18 protein-coding genes are annotated in these 19,577 nt (G+C 63.3%); 11 read left to right on the forward strand and 7 right to left on the reverse strand.

From position 1 onward, the window contains the following. Nucleotides 1-1,512: a type II secretion system ATPase GspE gene (gene gspE, locus ACREXZ_RS01185; RefSeq protein ID WP_431762184.1), complete on the reverse strand. Its 1,512-nt coding sequence runs from the start codon at nucleotides 1,510-1,512 to the stop codon at nucleotides 1-3. Further along, the gene (gspD, locus tag ACREXZ_RS01190) at nucleotides 1,509-3,821 is read right to left on the reverse strand and encodes a type II secretion system secretin GspD (protein WP_431762185.1); all 2,313 of its coding nucleotides are present in this window, start codon (nucleotides 3,819-3,821) and stop codon (nucleotides 1,509-1,511) included. Before gspD ends, gspE begins: the two co-directional genes overlap by 4 nt. 491 nt (nucleotides 3,822-4,312) lie before the next feature. Here gspD and ACREXZ_RS01195 point away from each other — a divergent pair, with 491 nt between their 5' ends. Further along, nucleotides 4,313-4,759, forward strand: coding sequence for a lytic transglycosylase domain-containing protein (locus ACREXZ_RS01195; protein WP_431762186.1), 447 nt, complete (start codon nucleotides 4,313-4,315; stop codon nucleotides 4,757-4,759). 178 nt (nucleotides 4,760-4,937) lie between these two features. Further along, nucleotides 4,938-6,227: a GTP-binding protein gene (locus ACREXZ_RS01200; RefSeq protein ID WP_431762187.1), complete on the forward strand. Its 1,290-nt coding sequence runs from the start codon at nucleotides 4,938-4,940 to the stop codon at nucleotides 6,225-6,227. A gap of 64 nt (nucleotides 6,228-6,291) precedes the next feature. On the opposite strand, the gene ACREXZ_RS01205 is transcribed toward ACREXZ_RS01200, so the two are convergent. Continuing rightward, nucleotides 6,292-6,570: an HU family DNA-binding protein gene (locus tag ACREXZ_RS01205; protein ID WP_018441348.1), complete on the reverse strand. Its 279-nt coding sequence runs from the start codon at nucleotides 6,568-6,570 to the stop codon at nucleotides 6,292-6,294. A 129-nt stretch (nucleotides 6,571-6,699) separates the two neighbouring features. On the opposite strand from ACREXZ_RS01205, the gene ACREXZ_RS01210 reads away from it, so the two are divergent. Continuing rightward, nucleotides 6,700-6,933 carry a hypothetical protein gene (locus ACREXZ_RS01210; protein ID WP_431762188.1) on the forward strand — a complete coding sequence of 78 codons (234 nt, stop codon included), beginning with the start codon at nucleotides 6,700-6,702 and terminating at the stop codon, nucleotides 6,931-6,933. 65 nt (nucleotides 6,934-6,998) lie between these two features. Then, nucleotides 6,999-8,957 (forward strand): bifunctional tRNA (5-methylaminomethyl-2-thiouridine)(34)-methyltransferase MnmD/FAD-dependent 5-carboxymethylaminomethyl-2-thiouridine(34) oxidoreductase MnmC, encoded by a 1,959-nt coding sequence (gene mnmC, locus ACREXZ_RS01215; protein ID WP_431762189.1) that lies wholly within the window; start codon nucleotides 6,999-7,001, stop codon nucleotides 8,955-8,957. A gap of 630 nt (nucleotides 8,958-9,587) precedes the next feature. On the opposite strand, the gene ACREXZ_RS01220 is transcribed toward mnmC, so the two are convergent. Then, the gene (locus tag ACREXZ_RS01220) at nucleotides 9,588-9,716 is read right to left on the reverse strand and encodes a DUF3039 domain-containing protein (RefSeq protein WP_431762190.1); all 129 of its coding nucleotides are present in this window, start codon (nucleotides 9,714-9,716) and stop codon (nucleotides 9,588-9,590) included. A gap of 42 nt (nucleotides 9,717-9,758) precedes the next feature. Between ACREXZ_RS01220 and ACREXZ_RS01225 the strand changes: the two genes are divergently transcribed. From ACREXZ_RS01225 to ACREXZ_RS01250, 6 genes are all read left to right on the forward strand, one after another. Continuing rightward, on the forward strand, nucleotides 9,759-10,967 hold the full coding sequence (locus ACREXZ_RS01225) for a cation:proton antiporter (RefSeq protein WP_431762191.1): 1,209 nt from the start codon (nucleotides 9,759-9,761) through the stop codon (nucleotides 10,965-10,967). Nucleotides 10,968-11,053: 86 nt separating this feature from the next. After that, the gene (locus tag ACREXZ_RS01230; protein ID WP_431762192.1) at nucleotides 11,054-12,169 is read left to right on the forward strand and encodes a YbdK family carboxylate-amine ligase; all 1,116 of its coding nucleotides are present in this window, start codon (nucleotides 11,054-11,056) and stop codon (nucleotides 12,167-12,169) included. Between the two features lie 628 nt (nucleotides 12,170-12,797). Beyond that, entirely contained in the window at nucleotides 12,798-13,442 is a 645-nt protein-coding gene (locus ACREXZ_RS01235) for a MarR family winged helix-turn-helix transcriptional regulator (protein WP_431762193.1), read from the forward strand. A 128-nt stretch (nucleotides 13,443-13,570) separates the two neighbouring features. Further along, nucleotides 13,571-14,284, forward strand: coding sequence for a glutamine amidotransferase (locus ACREXZ_RS01240; RefSeq protein WP_431762194.1), 714 nt, complete (start codon nucleotides 13,571-13,573; stop codon nucleotides 14,282-14,284). Between the two features lie 77 nt (nucleotides 14,285-14,361). Further along, complete coding sequence (locus ACREXZ_RS01245) at nucleotides 14,362-15,474, forward strand: NADH:flavin oxidoreductase/NADH oxidase (protein ID WP_431762195.1); 1,113 nt, start codon at nucleotides 14,362-14,364, stop codon at nucleotides 15,472-15,474. A 267-nt stretch (nucleotides 15,475-15,741) separates the two neighbouring features. Further along, nucleotides 15,742-16,242 (forward strand): SET domain-containing protein, encoded by a 501-nt coding sequence (locus ACREXZ_RS01250; RefSeq protein WP_431762196.1) that lies wholly within the window; start codon nucleotides 15,742-15,744, stop codon nucleotides 16,240-16,242. A 28-nt stretch (nucleotides 16,243-16,270) separates the two neighbouring features. Here ACREXZ_RS01250 and ACREXZ_RS01255 read toward each other — a convergent pair whose 3' ends face one another. Beyond that, a complete protein-coding gene (locus tag ACREXZ_RS01255; protein ID WP_431762465.1) occupies nucleotides 16,271-17,776 on the reverse strand; it encodes a sensor histidine kinase N-terminal domain-containing protein in 1,506 nt (501 codons plus the stop codon). Nucleotides 17,777-17,955: 179 nt separating this feature from the next. Next, nucleotides 17,956-18,642, reverse strand: a complete 687-nt coding sequence (locus ACREXZ_RS01260) for a response regulator transcription factor (protein ID WP_074262960.1) — start codon at nucleotides 18,640-18,642, stop codon at nucleotides 17,956-17,958. A 116-nt stretch (nucleotides 18,643-18,758) separates the two neighbouring features. Between ACREXZ_RS01260 and ACREXZ_RS01265 the strand changes: the two genes are divergently transcribed. Continuing rightward, nucleotides 18,759-18,983: a DUF3717 domain-containing protein gene (locus ACREXZ_RS01265; RefSeq protein ID WP_431762197.1), complete on the forward strand. Its 225-nt coding sequence runs from the start codon at nucleotides 18,759-18,761 to the stop codon at nucleotides 18,981-18,983. A 91-nt stretch (nucleotides 18,984-19,074) separates the two neighbouring features. Here the strand turns inward: ACREXZ_RS01265 and ACREXZ_RS01270 are convergent, their stop codons facing one another. Then, on the reverse strand, nucleotides 19,075-19,380 hold the full coding sequence (locus ACREXZ_RS01270) for a 4a-hydroxytetrahydrobiopterin dehydratase (RefSeq protein WP_431762198.1): 306 nt from the start codon (nucleotides 19,378-19,380) through the stop codon (nucleotides 19,075-19,077). Nucleotides 19,381-19,577: the final 197 nt, after the last annotated feature.

Here is a 19,577-nt window from a genome sequence, read left to right on the forward strand (position 1 = left end):
TTACACTCCGCCCGTCACACGGATCACTTCCTCGAGCGACGTCAGCCCCGACGCCAGCCAGCGGTCGCCGTCCTCGCGCAACGTGCGCATACCCTGCGCGCGCCCGGTTTCGAGAATTTCGGCGTCGGCCGCGTTGCGGTGAATCAGCGAGCGGATGTTGTCGTCGACGAGCAGCAGTTCATACACACCGCGACGCCCCGCGTAACCCGAGTGGCCGCATTTGTCGCAGCCCACCGGATGCCACTGCGTGTGGCGCTGTCCATCCTCGCCGACCTCGGTGCGCTCTTCGCGGCACACCGGACACAGCCGCCGCACCAGGCGCTGCGCGAGCACACCGAGTAGCGATGACGCGAGCAGGTACGGCTCGACGCCCATGTCGGTGAGACGCGTGACCGCTGACGCCGCGTCGTTCGTGTGCAGGGTGGCGAGCACGAGGTGGCCCGTCAGCGATGCCTGCACCGCGATCTGCGCGGTTTCGAGGTCGCGGATTTCGCCGATCATGATGACGTCCGGATCCTGCCGCAGGATCGAGCGCAGTGCCCGTGCGAACGTCATGCCGATGCGCTCGTTCACCTGAGTCTGGCCGATGCCCGACAGGTCGTATTCGATCGGGTCTTCGACGGTCATGATGTTGGTCGTCGCCGTCTCGAGCCGCGACATCGACGCATACAGCGTCGTCGTTTTGCCCGACCCTGTCGGCCCCGTGACGAGCACGATGCCGTGCGGACGACCGATCAGCTTGTCGAATTTCACGAGCGTATCGGCCGCCATGCCGAGCGCTTCGAGATTCAGCCGGGCTGCGTCTTTTTCCAGCAGCCGCAGCACTGCGCGTTCGCCGTGACCGGTGGGCAGCGTCGATACGCGTACGTCGACAGGTCGACCGCCGACGCGCAGCGTAATACGGCCATCCTGCGGCAAGCGTTTCTCGGCGATGTCGAGCTGCGCCATGATCTTGATCCGCGAGATCAGCGCGCCGTGCAGCGCTTTCTTTGGCCGCACGACGTCGCGCAGCGTGCCGTCCACGCGAAAGCGCACCACCGATGAGGTCTCGAACGGTTCGATGTGAATGTCCGATGCCTGTTCGCGCGCGGCCTGCGTGAGCAGCGCGTTGATCATGCGGATGATCGGCGCGTCGTCTTCCGATTCCAGCAGGTCTTCGACCTCCGGAATGTCCTGCATCAGCCGCGACAGATCGACTTCGCCTTCCACTTCGCCGACCACCTGCGCGGCGCTGCCGTCCTGGCGCGCATAGGCCTGGTTGATCGCCTGCGCGAGTTCGTCGGCCGGCATCCGCACGACCGACAGCGCGCCGAAATTGCGCGCGACCTCGGCGAGTGCGGCGTCGCTCGTGCGCTCGCCGATCCATACCTCGAGACTGTCCGCGTGCTGATGCGCGACGAGAATCTGCCCGCTCTTCGCGAAGCCGTACGGTACGAGACGCGCTGCCAGCGGCGACGGCGGCTCGCGCTCGCCGGAACCCGCGTCGGCCGGTGCGCGTGCCAGCGTGTTCACGGATGTGCCCCTGGCGATTCGAGGCTCGGAGCGGTGCCGCTTGTGCCGCTCGCGGCGGCGGGGGCCGCTGGAACTCCCATTGCCTGCTGACGCCGCATCTTGTCGAGATCGAACAGGTTCAGCGTCGATCCCCCTTCGGCCGGACCGACCGGCATCGGCGGGACCACCGGATCGTCCTTGTCCTTGATCAGGTTGTTGTCCGACTTGTACGCGCCCTGCACGCCCTGGATGTAGTCGTAACGGTTCTGCGTCACCGCCTGCGCAGTCGCGTTGTCTCTGATGATCACAGGACGCAGGAACACCAGTAGATTGGTCTTCGAACGGGTTTTGTTTTCCGAGCGAAACAGCTGGCCGAGCCACGGAATGTCGCCCAGCAGCGGAACCTTGCTGTTGCTAACCACGTAATTGTCCTGCATCAAGCCACCCAGCACGATGATCTCGCCATCGTTGGCGAGTACCGTCGACTGGATCGAACGCTTGCTGAACTCCGGGCCATTCGGGTTGGTGTTGATGTCGGTTGTGCCGCCCACAATCGACGAATCCTCGGTCGCGAGCTGCAGCTTGAGAAGCCCGCCTTCGGTGATCTGCGGCTTGATGTCCAGCGTCAAGCCGACGTCCACCCGATCGACAGTGTTGAACGCCGTGGGCGAAGCGCTACCACTGTTGAGGTTTGCATACGACCCGGTTGTGACCGGCACGTTTGTGCCCACCACAATCTTGGCTTCTTCGTTGTCGAGCGTGATGATGTTAGGTGTCGACAGCACGTTCGCATCGGAGGAGCCTGCAAACGCCTGCAGCAGCGCACCGAGTCCTTTCACGCCGAGAAAATTGTGTACCCAGCCGACGTTGAGCCCCCCCTGAAGGGTGGACAGCGCTGTCGCCAGACCGCCGGTGGTGCTCGCCGCCGCGGCTTGCGCTGTCAGATTGATGATGCTGTTGCCAGTGCCGGTCGCGAGATTGGTACCGGCCACCAGCGAGTTGTTCCCGATCTGCCATTGAATGCCAAGGTTCGCGTTCGTGTTCGAGTTCAACTCGACGATCAGCGCCTCAATGTAGACCTGCGCACGGCGCGCGTCGAGCTGGTCGATCACGGACCGCAAGTTGCGATACACCGGATCGGATGCAGTGATGATCAGCGAGTTGGACGCGGCGTCCGCCTGGATCATCCCGCCCGGCTGGTTGTCATCACCTTTGTCCTTGTCGCCGCCGAGCAGACCGGTGCTGTTGTTGCCATTACCGCCGCCGCTACCGAGGCCTCCACCGCTGCTGCTTCCGCCGCCGAGCGACGATATCCCACTGCTGCCGCCGAGCCCGCCCGAAGGCAGGGGCGGCGTACCCGACGAACCCGTCGAAAAGTTGCCTCCCGAACCGCCGCTGCCACCGTTCTGGTTGAACGAACTCGCATCATTCGAACTGGCCGAACCCGTGTCGCCACCCTTGCCGAGCATCCCGCGCAAGGTCTTCGCGAGCTTTACCGCATCGGCATTACGCAGCGGCACGACGTGCATGTTGCCGGGTTGCGCGGTCGGTGCATCGAGCTGCTGGGCGAGCGATTTCGCCGCGGCGAGCCGTGCGCCATTCGATGCACGCAACAGCAATGCGTTGATACGGGGATCTGCCTGGACCGATACCTTTAGCGTCGCGTCGGTGCTACCGATCGCGCCGGGGTCGAGCATCTTCGTGAGCTGCTGCGCGATGTCGATCGCGTTTGCATTCTTGAGCGGTACGACGACGACCTGCTGACCGGCCGCGGTATCGACGCCCGCGATGATCTGCGCGATGCGTCGCACGTTGTCCGCGTAATCAGTAACGACGAGCGTGTTGTTCGCGGGGTAGGCAGCGACCGTGTTGTTCGGCGAGATCAGCGGACGCAGGATCGGCAGCAGGTTGTTCGCCGATTCGTTCTTCAGCTGGAACACCTGGGTGATCACCTGGTCACCGCGCGCGGCCGGCGTGTTGCCGACGTAGGTCGGCACGCCCTGCAGCTTCGCGTCGGCTTCCGGCACGACCTTCAGTACGCCATGGTCCTGCACGAGCGAAAAGCCCTGCATCCGCAGTGCGGACTGCAAGGTCTTGAGCGCCTGGTCTTCAGGCACCGAGTTTTCGGAAACGAGATTGAGCTGACCCTTCACGCGCGGGTCGACGATGATCGTTTTGCCGGTTGCTGCGCCAATCGCCTTCGCCACCTGATCGATATCGGCGTTGACGAAGTTGAGCGTTACCTGGGCGTGCGCATATTGCGCGGTAATCAGGCCAGCCACCAGCAGCGCCGTTGATACACGCCGCAATGCCATACGATTTCTTCTCATGGGGTGTGATGTCGATGCCGGCAACGTCGTCGCCGACGGTCATGCGCCGCGGGTACCCTGGCAGCTTGCAATCTCCTCGCTGCAATCGATGCGGAACCCGAAGCGATTCGCACCTACGCTGCCCGATACCCGAAAAACCTGAACAGTATCAGCTTTTCATGTCGAATTTGTCACAAAAAAATCTGCGCTGTGCTTTTCCTCTAAACCCCCTTCCACATAAGTAAGATTCGGAAAGTTTTCGATTCGCTCAGGCCATCGCTTCGACATGCCGTTATAACAGTAGTAACTGCATTGAACGGTTTTGGATTTTCAACAATTCTGTCTGCTGGCCAACTTGACGCGTTGCGGCCTGCCGGTATGATACGGTCGGTTCGGTATCGAAAGCCGTCGTGTGAACAGGGGTTTTCCCCGAGTCCTCGAAGCCTGCCTCGAGGTCTGGAATCGCTGTCCGATGGTGGTTCGATGTGGCCTTCCGTTTATCTTTCACGCCGATGAAACAGACCGTGCTTACCGTTGCCGTCGCCCTGGGTGCGCTGTGCGCAGCCGGGTCCGCGCACGCGGACTGTTTCGATGAGGCCGCCAACTACCAGAAGGTGAATCCGCTGATCCTGCGCGCGATCGCGTGGCAGGAGTCGCACAACCGGCCGGACGCGATGCACAGGAACGCGAACGGTTCGACCGACTACGGCGTGATGCAGATCAACTCGATCCATCTTTCCACGCTCGCTCACTACGGCATATCGACCGGCACGTTGATGCAGCCGTGCAAGAACGTGTTCATCGCCGCATGGCATCTGCGCCAGAAGATGAACAAGTACGGCAACACCTGGCAGGCCATCGGGTCATACCATTCGGAAACGCCGACGCTGCGCGATCAGTACGCGAAACAGATTGCGGGCATCCTGCAGAAATGGAATCTGCTGACCGTCTCGCGCTGAACCCGCGCATGTAAGCGCAAGCAGTTTCCACATATTGATCATCCCGACCGGTCGCGCTGACCACGCGGTCGCGCCCGCACGACCGCTGCCCGTTTGATGCACAATGCGGCTTCATACGGCCGATATATGCTGCCAGACGCAGCCGGCCGCTCCCCCCTTCAAGCTTCTCCGTACCGCGATGAATCAGCCGCCCATTCCTGTCACCGTGCTCTCGGGTTTTCTCGGCGCGGGCAAGACCACGCTCCTCAATCACATCCTCGCAAATCGAGCGGGCTTGCGCGTGGCGGTGATCGTCAACGACCTCGCCGCGGTCAACATCGATGCCGCGCTCGTGCGCGACGCCGCGGCGCTGTCGCATGTCGAGGAGCAACTGGTCGAGATGTCGAACGGTTGCATCTGCTGCACGCTGCGCGACGATCTGCTGATCGAGATCCGGCGCCTCGCAGCCGAGCAGCGCTTCGACGCAATCCTGATCGAATCGACCGGCATCGCCGAGCCGATGCCGATCGCCGAGACCTTCACGTTCGTCGATGATGACGGCGTATCGCTGTCGAATGTCGCGCGGCTCGATACGCTCGTCACCGTCGTCGACGCGTTCAATTTCCTGCGTGACTATGCGTGCACCGATGCGCTCGTCGAGCGCGGCATCGGGGCCACCGACGAAGACGATCGCACGCTCGTCGAACTGCTGATCGAACAGATCGAGTTCTGCGACGTGCTCGTCGTGAACAAGGCCGACCTCGTTAGCGCCGACGATCTCACGAAGCTGCAGCACATCCTCGCGCACATCAATCCGCGCGCAGTGCAGGTCGTGAGCCAATTCGGCAACGTGCCGCTCAACGAGGTACTCGACACGAAGCGCTTCGATTTCGACGAAGCGGCGAACGCACCCGGCTGGCTCGCGTCGCTGCATCACGATCACGATCATCACAGCGAAGCCGACGAATTCGGCATCCTCAATTTCGTCTATCGCGCACGGCGACCGTTTCATCCCGAGCGACTGTGGGCGCTGCTGCATGAAGAATGGCAAGGCGTGCTGCGCAGCAAAGGCTTTTTCTGGCTCGCGACGCGCAACGACATCGCGGGTTCGCTGTCGCAGGCGGGCGGTGCATGCCGGCATGGGCCAGCGGGTATGTGGTGGGCCGCGCAGGATCGCAGCGAGTGGCCAGAAGGCGACGACGAGCTGCTTGCCGAAATCGCTGCAGACTGGGACGGCGATTTGCACGACACGCGTATTGGCGATCGTCGTCAGGAACTCGTGATGATCGGTGTCGGCATCGACCCGACTGTGTGGAATGCGAAGCTCGACGCGTGCCTGCTGAACGACGCGGAATACGCACAGGGTGTCGATGCGTGGGCACGCCTGGCCGATCCGTTTCCCGCGTGGAATATCGATGCAGAAGAAGATCACGATCATGGGCATGATCACGATGATGGTCACGGCGAGATCGTGCATCGCCACGACTGAGCGACAAATCGCAGACGAAAAAAAACCCGCCTGAGGCGGGCGTCAACAAAAAAGCAACCGATGCTTAGCGCTTGTTGACTGCGTCCTTGAACGCCTTCCCAGCCGTGAACTTGACGGTCTTGGCGGCCGGAATCTTGATGGTTTCGCCGGTCTTCGGGTTGCGGCCCGTACGTGCTGCGCGCTTACCCGAACCGAAGCTGCCGAAGCCGATCAACTGGACCGAGTCACCCTTCGACACAGCCTTCTTGATCACTTCAAGCAACGTGTCCAGCGTTTCACCGGTTTGAGCCTTGCTGGCGCCCGTCTGTCCTGCGACGGCGTCGATCAGTTCCTGTTTGTTCATTAAGGTTCCTTTCTGAGTTTAGGTTGATACGAACAGCGCGAACGCGCCGATTATACGTGCGCGCGCCGCGCCGTTGAGCAGCGACGGCTCCGGAGGCGCTCCGGACAGACGCGTCGCGCAACGTGTTGCATGACGGCCGCGCTGCCGCTTCCCTTCGCGGCGCTTGCTATGATAGCGCAGCGCAAACCCATACAGGATAAGGGTTTCGAAGAATTACAGCGTTCTTTGCCCGATCCGGTAACGAAAGTGCCGTTTTTTCAACTCCGCGGCATCCATCGGACGGCTTGGTACGGTTCCAGTGCACACTTGACGTTGGTTTTTGCCAACGATTCACGCGTTGCCGGCATGAATGGAACTTCGTAAAAACCCCACGGGGCGCGGCTTTCCGGGCCATCGTCCGATGTCGCATCGCCGTTTTTTCATCACGCATGACTGACCCGCTCATCCCCGCAACGCTCGCGTTCCGCGACAACGGCACCCCGTATTCGCCGCGTCACGACGACATTTATCACAGCGCCGTCGGCGGTATCGAGCAGGCGGAATACGTCTTTCTGCAAGGCAACGGACTGCCGGAACGATGGCGCGGCCGCCGCGTTTTCACGATCGTGGAGACGGGCTTCGGCATGGGCATCAACTTTTTGACGACGTGGGCCGCGTGGCGCGCGGACCCGGCGCGTTGCGAACGTCTGCATCTCGTGTCGACTGAAAAGCATCCGTTCACTGCGGACGATCTGCGCGCCGCGTATGCCGCGACCGTTGCAGGCACATCGTTGGCCGAGCTCGCCGATCGTCTCGCCGACGCGTGGCCGATGCTCGTGCCAGGCACACACCGTCTCGAGTTCGAAGGGGGTCTCGTCACGTTGACGCTCGTCTTCGGCGACGCGACGACGACGCTGTCTTCGCTGTGGCTACGTGCCGATGCGTTCTATCTCGATGGTTTCGCGCCCGCGAAAAATCCCGAATTGTGGACACCGTTGCTGTTCCGGATGCTCGCGCGCATCGCCGGCGACGACGCAACGTTTGCGACTTACACCAGCTCCGGCGACGTAAAACGCGCACTGATGCAGACCGGCTTCGAGTATCGCAAGGTGGCCGGTTTCGGCTGGAAACGCGCGATGCTGGTCGGCCGGTTTGCGCCGCGCTGGCGCGTGCGTCGCTACGAACCGCCGGTACCGCTCGACGTCGAGAGCCGTCACGCGGTCGTGATCGGTGCGGGTCTCGCGGGCTGCGCAGTCATCGAACGACTCGCTGCGCGCGGCTGGCACGTGACGTCGCTGGAGCGGCATGCCGCTGTCGCTCGCGAAGCGTCGGGCAATCCCGCGGGCGTGTTTCATCCGCTGCTATCGCGCGACGACAGCGTCGCTTCGCGCATCACGCGCGCGGGCTTCGCGTATGCGTTGCAGCGCTGGGCCCTGCTCGAACGCGCAGGACTGCCGCTGTCGCGCAGCACGAACGGTCTGCTCGAACTCGCCGCGCACGACGACGAATGGCACAGCATGACGAACGCGCTTACTGCATTCGGATGGCCACGCGATTACGTCATGCCGGTATCGCGCGACGACGCGCAGCGTCTCGCGGGCGTGCCGCTCGCGCACGGCGGATGGTTTCATCCGCGCGGCGGCTGGATCGATCCGGCCGCGTTGTGCGCGGCGCAATACGCAGCGGCCGGTGAGCGGCTCGAGCGACGTTTTGGCGTCGACGTCGCGCGCATCGAGCGGGTAGGCGAACACTGGGCGGTAATCGATACGTCGGGCAACACCGTCGCTATCGCGCCGGTCGTGATCTTCGCGAACGCGCACGAAGCAGCGCGCGTCGCCGGGCTGCAACATGCGCCGACGCGCAGCGTGCGCGGCCAGTTGACGCTGCTGCCGGACCGCATCGCATCTCCCCATCTGCCGGTAATCGGCGAAGGCTACGCCGTGCCGCTCGCCAACGGCATCACACTGACTGGCGCGTCCTACGATATCGACGACACCGACACGTCGCTGCGCGCAGTGGACCACATCGACAACGTCGAGCGGCTTGCAAGGATGATGCCGTCGGCTGCACTCGATCCTCACGAAGCGGCGACGCTGCCTGGTCGCGTCGCGTTTCGCTGTGTTACGAGCGACCGCATGCCGATGATCGGCCAGCTCGCCGACGAGACCGTCGCCGCACGCGATGCCGACCGGCTCCGCGGCGCTTGGCCGCTCGACCTGCCTCGCGCGCCAGGTCTCTATGCCGCGTTCGCGTATGGATCGCGCGGCCTCGTATGGGCCGCGCTCGGTGCCGAACTGATCGCCTCGCAGGTCGAAGGCGAGCCGTGGCCGATCGAACGCGACCTCGCCGATGCCATCGATCCCGCACGCTTCCTGTTACGCGCACTGCGGCACGGCACAGTGCGCTGAACTCAATCTGCGAACCCCGTCCTCGACGTACAAGGTTATCCACGCATCGCTGTGGATAACCAGTCGAATTGCGTGCGCATCTCGTGTGGAACCGATGTGGACGTAAACGGGGTAACTTCGCTACACGTCGTTGCACCGAAAAGTTACGCCTCACAACCCGCCGCGACCGCACATCCTTCGCATCCGGTTATGCGTTCGACAAACGGATGATTCCTTTCGGTAAACCGGGGTTGTCCACAGAAAAGGGCAACCCTTGTTAACTGCTACTACGTATACATACGAGTAAACCTTTTAAACCAAAGGGCGTATCGACCGGCTGATGTCGAACGATGCTTCGACGCCGCAAACGCAGCCGGATCGATGTTGCAATGCACGCTAGCCCGGTCGGTTTTTCCTCTGCATACAGCAACGACGGTTCGTTTTACCGCCTCGAAGCGATGTTCGAGGCGTTTTGCGTCGAGTCCGAAAAAGCTATGGCACAATCGCCGTTCTTCCCGCGTCCCCGTCGCTTCAAGTGACCGACGCATCAACGGAACGGTTGCCGGTCAATCAGAATCTGATTGCAAGGTCGACGGCGTTCTTTCACCCGGGCCGGCTGCCTGGGCTGCGCGGTGTCAGCGCAGCAGGCCGTCATGCACATGCAGTGCCGGCACGTTCAGTATTCATCCGATCGCTGACAGTCCGCGATGTCGATCGGCACGCAGCGCATACCGGCCACACACTCGGTGTACGCTCCCCGGGCCATCGTCTACCGCACACTCCGTGCGTAGGGCTGTCGCTGCACAAGGAGAAGCCATCACGATGAAGTCGGCGTTTTCATTCTTTCCCGCGTGGCCGCTCACGCCCGACGCGATCTTCTGGGCTGGCCTCGCGTTGCTCGCCGCGGGGTTGTGCGGCGAACTCTGCTATCGCGCGTGGCGTCTGCCGCGCATTTCCGGTTACGCGATCATCGGCCTGATTGCCGGTGCGGCCGGTGCCGGTGTAATCGATGCTGCATCCGCGTCCGCCGCGCGTCCGCTGCTCGACGTTGCGCTCGGTCTGCTGCTGTTCGAACTCGGCAGCCGTCTCGATCTGCGCTGGATGCGTCGCAACTACTGGCTGATTCTGTCGAGCGTTGCCGAAGCGACGCTGACCTTTGTGCTCGTGCTGACCGTGCTGCTGTTCCTCAGCGTGCCGACGGTGGTCGCGATGGTGCTTGCCTCGATTGCGATGGCGACGTCGCCCGCGATGGTGATCCAGCTGAAAACCGAACTGCGCGCGGAAGGTCAGGTCACGCAGCGTCTGATGACGCTCACCGCGCTGAACAGCATGTACGCAGTCGTGATCGAGAAGCTCGCGTCGAGCTGGCTGCATCAGGAGGTGTACGGCAACATGTTCGCGACGATCCTGCAGCCGCTGTATCTGCTGATCGGTTCGCTGATCCTCGCGTATTGCCTCGCGCGTGCGTGCAACTTTTTCTATCGCCGGATGAACATGCAGGACGAGCATTCGTTCGTCGCGCTGTTCGGGCTCGTGCTGCTCGCGATCGCAATCGCACATGTGTTCAAACTGTCGACGATCCTGAGCCTGCTCGCGGCTGGCATCATCGTGAAGAATCTCGACGAGCGTCCGCAGCTGTGGCCGCAGCATTTCGGCACCGCTGGCTGGCTGCTGACGGTGATCCTGTTCGTGCTGACACTGACGACGTTCGAATGGAAAGACATCGCGCTCGGCGGCGTCGCGGCGCTCGGACTGATCGTCGCGCGGTTGGTGGCGAAGCTGGTCGGCGTGCTCGCGTTCGCGAAACCGAGCGGTCTGAACTGGAAGCAGGGCGTCGCACTCGGCCTGTCGTTGTCGCCGATGTCGGCGCTCGCGTATCTGCTCGTCGACGATACGTACACGCTCTACCCGAACTTCGATCCGATGCTGCGAGCCGTCGTGATGTGCTCGATCGTCGTATTGCAGATCGTCGGGCCGTGGCTCGTGTATCGCAGCCTTGCGCTCGTCGGTGAGCGTCGGGACGCAGACTGAGCGCGGACCAGGCCTCACGCATTGTTTTGTTCCAGGCTGTGCCCGTTCGAGACGAACGGGCCGGCTGATCCGACCCAAGAGATGCCATGTCACTTGAAACTTTTGTCGATTCGAAACCGTTCACGTTCGGTATCGAGCTCGAAATGCAGATCGTCAACACGCACGACTACGACCTGACGAAAGCCGGCAGCGATCTGATGCGACTCGTCAAGGACGAGAAGATTCCCGGCAACATCACGCCGGAAATCACCGAAAGCATGATCGAGCTGTCCACCGGAATCTGCACGTCGCACGAACAGGCGGTCGCCGATCTGCGGACGATTCGCGACACGCTGGTCGGTGCCGCCGACCATCTGAACGTCGGCCTGTGCGGCGGCGGTACCCATGCGTTCCAGCAATGGAGCGAGCGGCAGATCGTCGATACGCCGCGCTTCCAGTACCTGTCCGAACTCTACGGCTACCTCGCCAAGCAGTTCACGGTGTTCGGTCAGCACGTGCACATCGGCTGCCCGGATTCGGACAGCGCGCTATTCCTGCTGCATTCGATGTCCCGTTTCATTCCGCATTTCATTGCGCTGTCGGCGTCGTCGCCGTTCGTGCAGGGTGTCGACACGGGTTTTCACTCGGCACGCCTGAACTCGGTATTCGCGTTTCCGTTGTCCGGACGCGCGCCGTTCGTGCTGACGTGGGACAGCTTCGAAGAATATTTCTCGAAGATGGTCAAGACCGGCGTCGTCAACAGCATGAAAGATTTTTACTGGGACATCCGGCCGAAGCCGGGCTTCGGCACGATCGAAGTGCGAGTGATGGACACGCCGTTTTCCGTCGATCGCGCCGCGGCGATCGCGTGCTATATCCAGACGCTCGCGCGCCATCTGCTGCTCGACAAACCGCTGATGCCGAAAGAGGACGACTACCTCGTCTACACGTTCAACCGCTTCGAGGCCTGCCGCTTCGGTCTCGCGGGCACCTGCATCAATCCGCAGACAGGCGAGCGCAAGACGATTTCGGAAGACATCATCGAAACGCTCGAGCGCATCGCGCCACATGCCGACGCGCTCGGCTCCACTCAGGCGTTGAAAGAAATCGGGACGATCGCGCGTAGCCAGACCAACGACGCAACGTGGCTACGCGGCGTCGTCACGGAAGAAAAGTCGCTGCACGAAGCAGTGCGACAGCAGTGTCTGCAGTGGCGGGCTTAACGGTCATGTAATGACCACGTAACGCGCACGTCACACGCAGGTGATATTTCGCAAGGACTTACGACGAATCTTCGAAAACCCGCGGCCCGCGGGTTTTTTCTTTTCGTCGACGGGTTCTTAAAAGGTTTACCAAAATAGACGTATACGTCTGTAGTAGTAGTTAACAAGCACAGGCTGTTTCTGTGGATAACGCGGCAAATCCCTGAAAGATCATCGTGCTGCGCGCGAGATAACTACGCGGATCGCGGGTGCATGAAGCGGGCGGAATGCGGATAACCCGATCGGTCCATTGCGTCGTGCAAACGTTGTCAAGAAACGGCGCACACGTTATTCGCGGGCTTTTCCCAGGGTTATCCACAGATTGCATGGGATAACTTAGCTGTGCGATTCGCCGCACTCGCATAGAATGGCGTTTCGCGGTGCGAACGTCATGCAGCGGCGCGAGGCTTTCATCCGCGCAAGCGAGAGTCACGCGGCGGTTATGCAGGTTGTTTTTGCGGTATTTTTAGAGATAGTTGAAGTCGACCCGTCGGGACTCCGGCGGAACTTGCCCCCACAAGGCTGCCTGCGATCCGGCGCACGACGACTGACCACGCAGCGAAATACTGTCAACAACCAGACACAGATCATGAGCGAAGGCGTTTACGGAGAACAGGCAATGGGACGGGTGACCCATGGTCTGTTACGACTGAGCACGGCCATGCGGAGCCAGGCATGGGAATGGGCGGAAGGTGCGGGACTCACGCCGACCCAGGGCGAAATTCTCGTGTTGCTGATGCAGCGTCGCGGACCGATGCGGCTCGGCGAAATCGCGCGCGAAACGGCGTTGACGGCGGCCACGACGAGCGATGCGGTCAGCACGCTCGAAGGCAAGGGTCTCGTCGAAAAGCGCCGCGCGCTCGACGACGGCCGCGCACTCGCGGTACGCCTCACGGCACGCGGTCGCACGGCGGCAAAGCGTGCGGCGCAATGGCCAGACTTTCTCGCGAAGGCGGTAGGCACGCTGCGCGACGAAGAGCAGTTGCTGCTTTATCGCACGCTGCTGAAGACCATCCGGCAGCTCGAAGTGCAGGGCGACATTCCGTCGCACCGTATGTGCGTGACCTGCACGAATTTCATTCCGAGCAAGAATCCGAAGAAGGTGCCGCATCGTTGCGCGCTGCTCGACCTGTCGTTCGCGGACACTGACCTGCGTCTCGACTGCTCCGTTCACGAGACCGCCGACGTCGCGACGCAGAAGAAGACCTGGAAGATCTTCACGCAACACGCCTGAGTCCGACTCCGCTACACTGCGCCGACGGTTGCCCCCAAACGGGCGGCCCCTGCGCCGCGCGGGCTTTGGCCGGTGGCGCGCAGTTCGAGTCATTCGCCAATTCGCCAACCTGACGACGGAAGCCGCCGATGAATGACGAAGTTCTGGCCATCCGCCACGTGCACTTCGAGGATCTGGGCAGTCTCGAGCTGGTGCTCGGCGAGCGTAGCCGGCCGGTGCGCTATCTCGACGTCGGCTTTGCGCGCATCGAGGCGCCGGACCCGGTGGCGCCGTCACTGATGGTCGTGCTCGGCGGACCGATCAATGCGTCCGACGACCTGCACTATCCGACGCTCGTTCCACTCGTCAAAAAAATCGAAACACGGATTGCCGCCGGTCTGCCGACGCTTGGCATCTGTCTCGGCGCGCAGCTCATTGCACGGGTGCTCGGCGCGCGCGTCTATCGTGGCGCACGGAGCGAAATCGGCTGGTCGCCGCTGACGCTGACCGATGCGGGTCGCGCGTCGCCGGTGCGTCATCTGGATGCGGCGCACACGTCGATGCTGCACTGGCACGGCGATACTTTCGATCTGCCCGCCGGCGCGACGCGTCTCGCATCGACAGCGGTGTGCGAAAACCAGGCGTTTGCATGGGGGCACCACGTACTCGGCCTGCAGTGTCATCCGGAGGTTCGCACCGACCACTTCGAGCCGTGGTTGATCGGTCACGCGAGCGAAATCGCCGCGGCGGGCCTCGACGTGCGGCAACTGCGCGACGACACCGCGCGCTTCGGGCCCGGTCTCGAAGCCGCCGCGCGGTTGATGTTCGGCGAGTGGCTCGATCAGGTCGAAGCGAAGCCGTAAGCGTCGCGTACCGCCCTGCAGCAATCCGGTCGCGGTGCTATTCTCGATCGCTCCTCGGCTTCACCGGATCCGAATTCATGAGCGCTCTCTTTTCTCCGCTCACGCTACGCAGCGTGACGCTTCCGAACCGCATCGTCGTCTCCCCGATGTGCCAGTACTCCGCCGAACGCGGCGAGGCGAACGCATGGCACATGATCCACCTCGGTCATCTCGCGCTGTCGGGCGCGGGCCTGCTGTGCATCGAAGCGACTTCCGTCGAACCGGACGGCCGCATCACACCAGGCGATCTCGGTCTGTGGGACGACGCGACCGAGGCGGCACTCGTACCGGTGCTCGCCGCGATTCGCCGCTACTCGCGCATTCCGGTCGCGATGCAGCTCGCGCATGCGGGGCGCAAGGCGTCGAGCCACACGCCGTGGGATGGCGGTCAGTTGATCCCTGTGTCGGCCGGTGGCTGGTTGCCGCATGCGCCGTCGGCGGTCCCGCACAAGGCGGGTGAAGAACCACCGCTCGCGCTCGACACGCCAGGTCTGAACCGGATCCGCGAAGCGTTTGCCGCATCGGCGCGACGGGCGGCTCGGCTCGGTATCGATGCGCTCGAAGTGCACGCGGCGCACGGCTATCTGCTGCATCAGTTCCTGTCACCGCTCGCCAACCAGCGCACCGACGAATACGGCGGCTCGCGCGAAAACCGCATGCGCTTTCCGCTCGAGATCTTCGACATCGTGCGCGCCGCGTTCCCGGCCGATAAACCCGTTGGCGTGCGCGTGTCGGCGAGCGACTGGGTCGACGGCGGCTGGTCGATCGACGACACGGTCGCGTTCGCCGAAGAACTGAAGAAGCGCGGGTGCGACTGGATCGACGTGTCGTCGGGCGGCGTGTCGCCGTTGCAGAAGATCCCGCTCGAGCCCGGCTACCAGGTACCGTTCGCGCGCGCGGTCCGCGAGGCCACTGGTCTCACGACGATCGCGGTCGGGTTGATCACGGACCCGGCACACGCGGAGCGCATCGTTGCGGAAGGCGAGGCCGACATGGTGGCGATGGCGCGCGCGATGCTTTACGATCCGCGCTGGCCGTGGCACGCGGCCGCGCAGCTCGGCGCAAGCGTCGAAGCGCCGCCGCAATACTGGCGTTCGCAGCCGCGCGAGCAGAAGGCGTTGTTCGGCGACATTTCGTTCGGTCAGCGTTGAGTCTGTGCGCGGCGGTCCCGGTTAAACACCGCGTTTCACGCATGTCCGTCTTTTTGACGGTTGAACGAAGCCGGCCCGACCGTGTACGATGCCGGATGTGACGCAGATGCGTCGCAGGTCGACGCGGCGCCCGCAAGGCGCCGCGTTTGCTATGCGCGCAACGAGAGCCAGTGCGTCGCGCATCGCCGCTTTTACAGCGGCAGACGTAGCGGCCCCGTGTCACGATGGCCGCACCACTCATCCCCGTTTTTCACAAGGATTCATTCAATGAGTTCACGCAGGATCGCCGTGCGCCGTTCAGGTGTGCATGGCAAAGGCGTGTTTGCCACCGAACCGATCGCGTCGGGCGAACGCGTGATCGAATACAAGGGCGAACGGATCTCGTGGAAGGAAGCTTTGCGCCGTCATCCGCATAATCCGGCGGAACCGAATCACACGTTCTACTTCGCGCTCGACAGCGGCCGCGTGATCGACGGCAAGGTGGACGGCAACAGCGCACGCTGGATAAATCATTCGTGCGCGCCGAACTGCGAAGCTGAGGAAATCGACGGGCACGTGTACATCCACGCGCTGCGCGACGTCAACGACGGCGAAGAGCTGTTCTACGACTACGGCCTCGTCATCGACGAGCAGCAGACGAAGAAGCTCAAGCGCGAGTACGAATGCCGCTGCGGCGCGCGCAAGTGCCGGGGCACCATGCTCGCGCGGCCGGACAAGGCGGAAAAATCGAAAAAGGACGCGCCGAAGAAGAGCAGGAAAAAGAAGTAACCGCGAGAAGTAACCGCGCGCGACGCGGCTAGAAATCGATCGGCGCCTGGTGCGCCGATTTTTTTTCGACACGCCGTTCTTCGCGCGGAGTGGCCACGACGCCCGCGCCCATCACGAGCGGAATGCGCACGATGAAGCGCGCACCGCCCTCGGCCGCGTCTTCGTAATGCACGCTGCCACGATGCAACGCCATGATGTCGTGAACGATCGCGAGGCCGAGGCCCGCGCCGCCGTCGACGCTGCCGTCGCTCTGACCGTCGCCGCGGAAGAAGCGCTTGAACAGATCGGCCTGCTGGTTCTTCGGCACGCCGGGCCCATTGTCCTCGACGACGATTTCAGCGGTATCCGTACCGTCGATGTCGACTCGCGACACCGTCACCGTGATGCGTCCGCCGTCGAGCCGCGAGGGCGGCACGTACTTCAACGCGTTGTCGAGCAGGTTCGCGATCACCTCATGCAGGAGCACCGGATTGCCGCGCGCGATTAACGGATGCGCGTTTTCGGGATCGTCGAGACGCTGGAAGCCGAGGTCGACATGCACGGCGAGCGCGCGCGGGACCCATTCGGCGCCGGTCTCGAACGCGAGCACAGCCATGTCGACGTTCACGAAGCGCGCGGCCTGTTCGCCCGGCTCCGCTCTCGCAAGGGATAGCAGCTGATTGGACAGCCGCACCGCGCGGTCGGCGGCGGCGCGTAGTTCGCGCACGGCCGCGAGCGCGAGCTGCGGGTCGCGTGCGATTGCGGCCTGTTCCGCGTGCAGCTTCACCGCGGTGAGCGGCGTGCGCAGCTGGTGCGCGGCATCGGCGATGAATTTGCGCTGCGCGTCGAGCGCGCTTTTCAGGCGGCCGAGCAGCGCGTTCAATGCGCCGGTGAGCGGGCGGATTTCGACCGGCACATAGGTTTCGTCGACCGGTTCGAGCGACGTGTGGGTCTGCCGGTTCAGCGAGTCGGCGAGATCGGTCAGCGGATTGAGCTGCTGGTTTACGACGCGCCAGACGATCACCCAGCCGGCGAGCAGCAGCAAAAGCAGCGGCATCATGATCGCGACGAGGAATTCGGCGGCGATCTCGAACCGGTGACGTACCGGCTGCCCGACTTCGATGACGATCGGATTGCCGCCGTTCGGCTGCTCGACCCGGACCTGCGCGACGCGCACGCTGGTGCCTTCGTGCTCGGTCTCGAACACGTACGCATAGTGCATGCGGCGCACGTTGACGCCACGCAACGGCAGCTTCGGATCGCCGGCGATCTCGGTCTCGCCATCGCTGATCCGGTAGACGAGCTGCTCGACCGGATCGGAGAACATCGCCTGCGCGAGCGGGGGGACGGTGACCGACGCGTTGGGGCCGGCGATCTGGATCTGCTTCGAGATCGCAGTCGCCATATCGGCGAGCGAGCGGTCGACGACGTGCTGCGTGTACTGCCACGCGAGCCAGTACGCGATCAGGCCGCTCATCAGCGCGAGCAGCGACAGAGGTGCGGCGAGGCGGCGCAGCAGCGAGCGCCGCAGGCTATTCGCGGCTGGAAGGGACATCATCGTCGACGGGCCCGGCGGCGGATCGTGAGCGGAGGAACCGCGCGGCGCCGACGGGAGCCGGCACCGCGCGCACGGCAGCTTGCATCATAGCGTGCCTGCCGTGCGTGCTGCGCCGCCGACCGGTGGCCGGAGCCTGGCCGAGACCAGCGCGTAGCGACGCCGTCGTGCCGCGGCAGTTATGCGGCCTGGCGGATTTCCTGCAGCAGGTAGCCGAAGCCCCGCACCGTGACGATTTCGACGCGGCAGTTCTCGAGCTTTTTGCGGACACGGTGCACATAGACTTCGATCGCGGTATCGCCGAGATCTCCGCCGAAGTGGGTCAGGTGATCCTGCAGTTGCGCCTTGCTGACCACGCGGCCGTGGCGCAGCAGCAGCATCTCGAGCACGGCGAATTCGCGCGGCGAGAGTTCGAGCGGTTTGTCGTCGTTGAAGATGCGGCGGTCGACACCCGACAGACGCACACCGCCAAGCGACACTTCCGGACGCGGCATGTCGCCATGCGGTCCGCTGCGGCGCATCACGGCGCGGATGCGCGCTTCGAGCTCGGCTGGTTCGAACGGCTTCAGCATGTAGTCGTCGGCGCCGGAATTCAGGCCCTGCACGCGGTCGTTGAGTTCGTCGCGCGCGGTCAGCACGATCACGGGCGTATGCCGGTTGCTCTGGCGGAAACGCGACAGCAGCGTCATGCCGTCGATGCCGGGCAGGCCCAGATCCAGGATGACCAGTTCGTGGCGGTTTTGCGTGAGAGCCTGTTCGGCGAAGATGCCGTCGTGGACCATGTCGACCGTGAAGCCGGCTTGTTCGAGGCTGCTTTGGATGCCGCGTGCGATAGGACGGTCATCTTCGATCAGAAGGAGTCGCATGGATTTCGCTCAAGTACAATGGGTTAGGCATACCAGCTACGCGATTCGCCGGACGCGCGCCGCACGGAATGCCGTGCCGCGTTGCCGCGCGATGCGCCACCGCCACCACGAGAATCATGTCCGATATTACGCTCAACGAACTGGAAGCCGCGATCAACTTCTGGCGCGCCCGCTCGCCTTCGAGTGGCGACGAACTCGTTCTGTGCAAGGAGGCTAGCGCGCTCTCCAAGCCATATGCGTTGATGATTGTACAGCGTCAGGCGGCCCTCACGCCGGAAGGATTGGACCCCAAAGCGCGCGACGCGTGGGATTCTTACGTCCGCCTTAAGAACGGCCTGTAGAACTGAAGGTTTAAGCGTCCGCCAACCTCCAAACCGCTTTCAGCCGGTACGTCGTGCGCCTGGTCGTCCATTTGGCCGCGTTTTTCGTGCGTCACGAGCGCGACGCGAGCTTCGCCACACCGTCGATGAAGCGGGCCAGCGCGATGTCCCGTTCGGTCACGCCGTTCGCTTCGTGCGTCGACAGCGTGATGTCCACCTTGTTGTACACGTTGAACCACTCCGGGTGATGGTCCATCTGCTGCGCCTTGATCGCGACGCGGGTCATGAAGCCGAACGCTTCGTTGAAATCGGCGAAGGCGAACTGGCGGCGGATCGCGTCGCGGTCCGTCACGACGGTCCAGCCGGTGAGGCCGGCGACTTGCGCGGCGCGTTCTTCGGAAGACAGTTTCTGGATCATGGCGTCACCTGCGGGCGCGCGGGCGATGCCGTGCGCGAATCGTGATGGGCGGTACGGCGCGCGCCGCAACGACAGTCGACGGTCAGCGGTCGGTCCGGATGCGCGCCCCGTGCGTTCCATTCTCACGCTTTTCCGCGGCGCCTGCTTTTGCCTGCATCGCCCGCGCTTGGGGCGGTCGTTAGCGCCGACTATCCATC

The sequence above is a fragment of the Paraburkholderia sp. genome (genome assembly GCF_050742655.1).
GTDB lineage: Bacteria > Pseudomonadota > Gammaproteobacteria > Burkholderiales > Burkholderiaceae > Paraburkholderia.

Coding starts and splice junctions, on each gene's coding strand:
- ACREXZ_RS01265 (WP_431762197.1), top strand. CDS start 18,759: ATGTCCGATATTACGCTCAACGAACTGGAAGCCGCGATCAACTTCTGG.
- ACREXZ_RS01240 (WP_431762194.1), top strand. CDS start 13,571: ATGAATGACGAAGTTCTGGCCATCCGCCACGTGCACTTCGAGGATCTG.
- ACREXZ_RS01255 (WP_431762465.1), bottom strand. CDS start 17,776: ATGTCCCTTCCAGCCGCGAATAGCCTGCGGCGCTCGCTGCTGCGCCGC.
- mnmC (WP_431762189.1), top strand. CDS start 6,999: ATGACTGACCCGCTCATCCCCGCAACGCTCGCGTTCCGCGACAACGGC.
- ACREXZ_RS01270 (WP_431762198.1), bottom strand. CDS start 19,380: ATGATCCAGAAACTGTCTTCCGAAGAACGCGCCGCGCAAGTCGCCGGC.
- ACREXZ_RS01230 (WP_431762192.1), top strand. CDS start 11,054: ATGTCACTTGAAACTTTTGTCGATTCGAAACCGTTCACGTTCGGTATC.
- ACREXZ_RS01195 (WP_431762186.1), top strand. CDS start 4,313: ATGAAACAGACCGTGCTTACCGTTGCCGTCGCCCTGGGTGCGCTGTGC.
- ACREXZ_RS01235 (WP_431762193.1), top strand. CDS start 12,798: ATGAGCGAAGGCGTTTACGGAGAACAGGCAATGGGACGGGTGACCCAT.
- gspD (WP_431762185.1), bottom strand. CDS start 3,821: ATGAGAAGAAATCGTATGGCATTGCGGCGTGTATCAACGGCGCTGCTG.
- ACREXZ_RS01250 (WP_431762196.1), top strand. CDS start 15,742: ATGAGTTCACGCAGGATCGCCGTGCGCCGTTCAGGTGTGCATGGCAAA.
- ACREXZ_RS01210 (WP_431762188.1), top strand. CDS start 6,700: ATGACGGCCGCGCTGCCGCTTCCCTTCGCGGCGCTTGCTATGATAGCG.
- ACREXZ_RS01260 (WP_074262960.1), bottom strand. CDS start 18,642: ATGCGACTCCTTCTGATCGAAGATGACCGTCCTATCGCACGCGGCATC.
- ACREXZ_RS01205 (WP_018441348.1), bottom strand. CDS start 6,570: ATGAACAAACAGGAACTGATCGACGCCGTCGCAGGACAGACGGGCGCC.
- ACREXZ_RS01245 (WP_431762195.1), top strand. CDS start 14,362: ATGAGCGCTCTCTTTTCTCCGCTCACGCTACGCAGCGTGACGCTTCCG.
- ACREXZ_RS01200 (WP_431762187.1), top strand. CDS start 4,938: ATGAATCAGCCGCCCATTCCTGTCACCGTGCTCTCGGGTTTTCTCGGC.
- ACREXZ_RS01225 (WP_431762191.1), top strand. CDS start 9,759: ATGAAGTCGGCGTTTTCATTCTTTCCCGCGTGGCCGCTCACGCCCGAC.